We start from the raw sequence: 3,184 nt of genomic DNA on the forward strand, positions 1-3,184 counted from the left end.
GGCCGGATCGTAGGTAAGACCGGTGCTGTTCGCCGGGCCCGCATCGGCCCGCACCTGATCGAACACCGACCGTTTCTGGTTGAACGTCAACCAGGTGGTGCCCGACTTGGCGTAGGTCAACGCCGTCGGGTTGCCACCGTTGTCGAACCGGGTAGTGGCCACCACCCCGTTCGGATAGGTCTGACTGACCAATTTCCCGTCCGCGTCATACGACGCCGCGAACGTCGACGGGGCGCTGCCAGCGCCGACGTTGAGCGCGGTCACCAGCCCCCGATGCTCGCTGGCCGAGTCGTAGGTGTAGGTTACCGTGCCTTTCCCGTCAGCGCGGGAAGTGACCTTTCCATCGAGGTCGTAGCCGATCGTGGCGGTGTTGCCGTCGGCGTCGGTCTGCGAGGTGACCCGGTCCCGGATGCGCTATCCGGGACCACCGCGCCGGGCCAGTGGTGCCCGGGCTGAGCTGATTCCGGAGTCCTTCCGTAGCACATCATCCCGAGCCTCCGCGGTCCACTGAGCCCGTCCCTGTTGCGCTGTCGCTCTTACCACCACGGCCTGAGCGTCGATGCGGCTGCGCATCTTTGTTGTCTGGAGCAGTTCCACCTGATTTGCGTTGCCGCCGCCCTATCCCGACGAATGCGCCAATAAATATTGATATGGTCACCGCTACGTTGAGTGCGAAGCGATGCCATTCCCAATTGCCGTCCGACACTCCATTGATCAACAGCAGGCCACCCGCGGCGGTGAGCCCCGCTGTGAGCCCCGCGATAAATCCGCGGAGGATAAAGTGAATCATAATCGCATCTTGCGTCCACCAACCCCATCTGCCTGGCCTACTGTTTCTTGCAGCTCTCACCTAGAATACTCTCCTGGTGGACCACTTGTATAATGTGAGATCGGTGAGTTTCCAGCCAGCTCCCATCACGGATGGACGACAACCTCAGCATCCTATGGGGCTGTAATGAATTAAGTCCAACGACTAATGCGAAACCCTTGACATGATCCAAATTGTATCCGTGTAGCGCGGTTGGGCAACCGCAGCGAATCATCACTCATATTGTTGACGTTGAGCGGATACTGTCCGCTACATGGCCGAGTACGTAGTATCCAGCGAAGCGCTGACCGTGATGTTCCAGCCATGTGGCGCACTGACTCCTTGATGCCGCCCTGTAAACGTGAGCATCGACCGCCAGGGGAAGCCCCACCGGCCGTCGATGTCGGTGCAGTTGATCGGATCACCGGAGCAGTAGTCGTAGGCGTTGGCGTTACCGCCGGAGAGCGGGTCGATCTGCAGGAACCGGCCAGTCAGCGGGTTGTACAGCCGGACACCCATCAGGACCAGCCCGCTGAGGGTGTCGGCGGAACGCTCCTTACCCCCAAGCCAGCCATACCGCGGATAGGCGGTCGAGGTGAAGACCGGAACACCGAACTCGGTGCTGTCCGCGAAGCTGGCAATCGAACTCACGGTGGTCGAATCGTCAGCGGTCGCGACGACGTCCCCGTGCAGGTTGACCAGCTGAATCGTCACCGTGCCGGTGTTGGACTGGATGGCGGCCAGATCCCCACCGATCCCGGTGATGTTCCGCGTCCAGCTGCCGTCGGACACCCCGATCCACGCCGGGCTGTCCCCGACTGGACTGTCTCCGGCCGCGGCCGCGTAGTGGTTGGTCCAGGTCGTCGACCCCTGCGTCCACGAGCGGATGCGGCGGGCCGGGTCCAGGGCGTAGCTGCGGCTGGTCGAGCCCTGGGTCTGGGAGGCGACCATGTCATTGACGTAGTAACCGACACTCGCCGACGCCCCACCGGCGACCGTCAGCCCGGTGGTCCGGCCGAACAGGTCATAGCCGTAGCCGGTGTTGGTCAGCCTATCGGCCTGATCGTAGGTGGAGTTCAACGTGAAGTCGGGAGTGGTGGTCGACGAGCAGTTCCCACTCGTCGGGTTACCCCCGGCGTCGGGATGGTTGACCAGACTCGTGCGGTTGGACTCGGCGTCGTAGCCCTACGACCAGGTTGAACACAATGCCGTACTGCCACAGCTGGCGAGTGGCCCGGATGCAATTCGCTCCGAACCACCCACCAAAGCCGGCGCGGTGCAATCGTATCGGAGCGTCGAAACGACTGCTTGAACCCGTCCGAGTTAAAGACCGATATTCATTTTTCTCTCGTGCAGGTTTATAATTCGCCGAGCAGCCATTTTTTCAGGAATACTATATTTCCCCCAACCGCCCAGAGAGCCACCGAGAACAGTACCATTTGCCCCTGTGAAAAAATCGACGATTCCTGAAAAAATTATATAGGCAAGGTGTGCATCGCGTTCTGATTTACGCTCCTTTCGAGACACTTCACGAAGAACAGCATTCGCCCACCCAATAGATACTTTGGCAACCACCGGCTCAGGATGAAAGCGTCCTTCTCGTGCATATCTTCTTACTTCACGACGCGTTCTGCGAGGCAGGCCATTCCATGACTGAATAGCAATTCGGTCGGCCTTGTAGATGGAATTCTGATCCATGCTCATCAGTTCGACCTCCCGGCCCTAGAAGCCACTTTGATAGGCAGCTAACCATTCTATATCATTTGGGGGAGATGAGGCCGCCCCGCCCGTCCCCCATGCCGACGACCATGAGGGCCGGGCGCAGCACTACCGACGCAGCCAACCGTGCCGAAGATGATAGACACCAGCCCGGACCCAGTAGCTATGCCAGGACAATCGCCTGGTCCAATGAGCGCGTCGAAGGGTCGCGTTTCCAACCCAGCGACTGGTAAATTCTCCGCCAGCCCGGTTCAGGCCGGCTTGAACGCCACCACGCACCGCAGAAGTTACATAGCCCTTGGTAGTCGTCTGGTTCGTAGTAACCCCGTAGTTCAAGGCACCCATTACGGCTCCCGCGAGAGCGGTTGCCGCGATTGCGCAGGCTACGCCACACAACGCAGTACCTATAATCCCAGCAACGGTGTTGACTGCAATGCCCGTAGCCTCCCGAACCCACCAGTTCGTTGCATAGAAATTAACGACCGAATGCCCTATCGCTGCCAGGAAATGCGGCCAGTTCCCGTCGAGGTCGACCTGGTTGAGGGGGTCCTGGTTGGCGTAGTCGTACGGGTTGGCACTGCCGCCGGGGACAGGGTCGACTTGCAGGAACCGGCCGGTCAGCGGGTTGTAGAGGCGGACGCCCATGAGGATCAGGCC

Annotated in this window: 3 protein-coding genes and 1 pseudogene; all 4 read right to left on the bottom strand. The window is 60.3% G+C overall.

Going from position 1 to position 3,184, the window contains the following annotated elements:
- On the bottom strand, window positions 1–264 hold a 264-nt coding region (locus U9979_RS20895), incomplete at its 3' end, for an RHS repeat domain-containing protein (RefSeq protein WP_322780707.1).
- An 814-nt stretch (window positions 265–1,078) separates the two neighbouring features.
- Complete coding sequence (locus U9979_RS20900) at window positions 1,079–1,888, bottom strand: RHS repeat-associated core domain-containing protein (RefSeq protein ID WP_322780708.1); 810 nt, start codon at window positions 1,886–1,888, stop codon at window positions 1,079–1,081.
- Window positions 1,889–2,131: 243 nt separating this feature from the next.
- Complete coding sequence (locus tag U9979_RS20905) at window positions 2,132–2,512, bottom strand: hypothetical protein (RefSeq protein ID WP_322780709.1); 381 nt, start codon at window positions 2,510–2,512, stop codon at window positions 2,132–2,134.
- 534 nt (window positions 2,513–3,046) lie between these two features.
- A pseudogene (locus U9979_RS25375) lies at window positions 3,047–3,184 on the bottom strand (RHS repeat-associated core domain-containing protein); the annotation flags it as partial.

Source organism: Protofrankia sp. Cas4 (assembly GCF_963555915.1).
In the GTDB taxonomy this organism is placed as follows: Bacteria; Actinomycetota; Actinomycetes; order Frankiales; family Frankiaceae; genus Protofrankia.

What these genes read in the sequence shown, in the direction of transcription:
- U9979_RS20905 (WP_322780709.1), bottom strand. Translation starts at nt 2,512, where the DNA reads ATGAGCATGGATCAGAATTCCATCTACAAGGCCGACCGAATTGCTATT.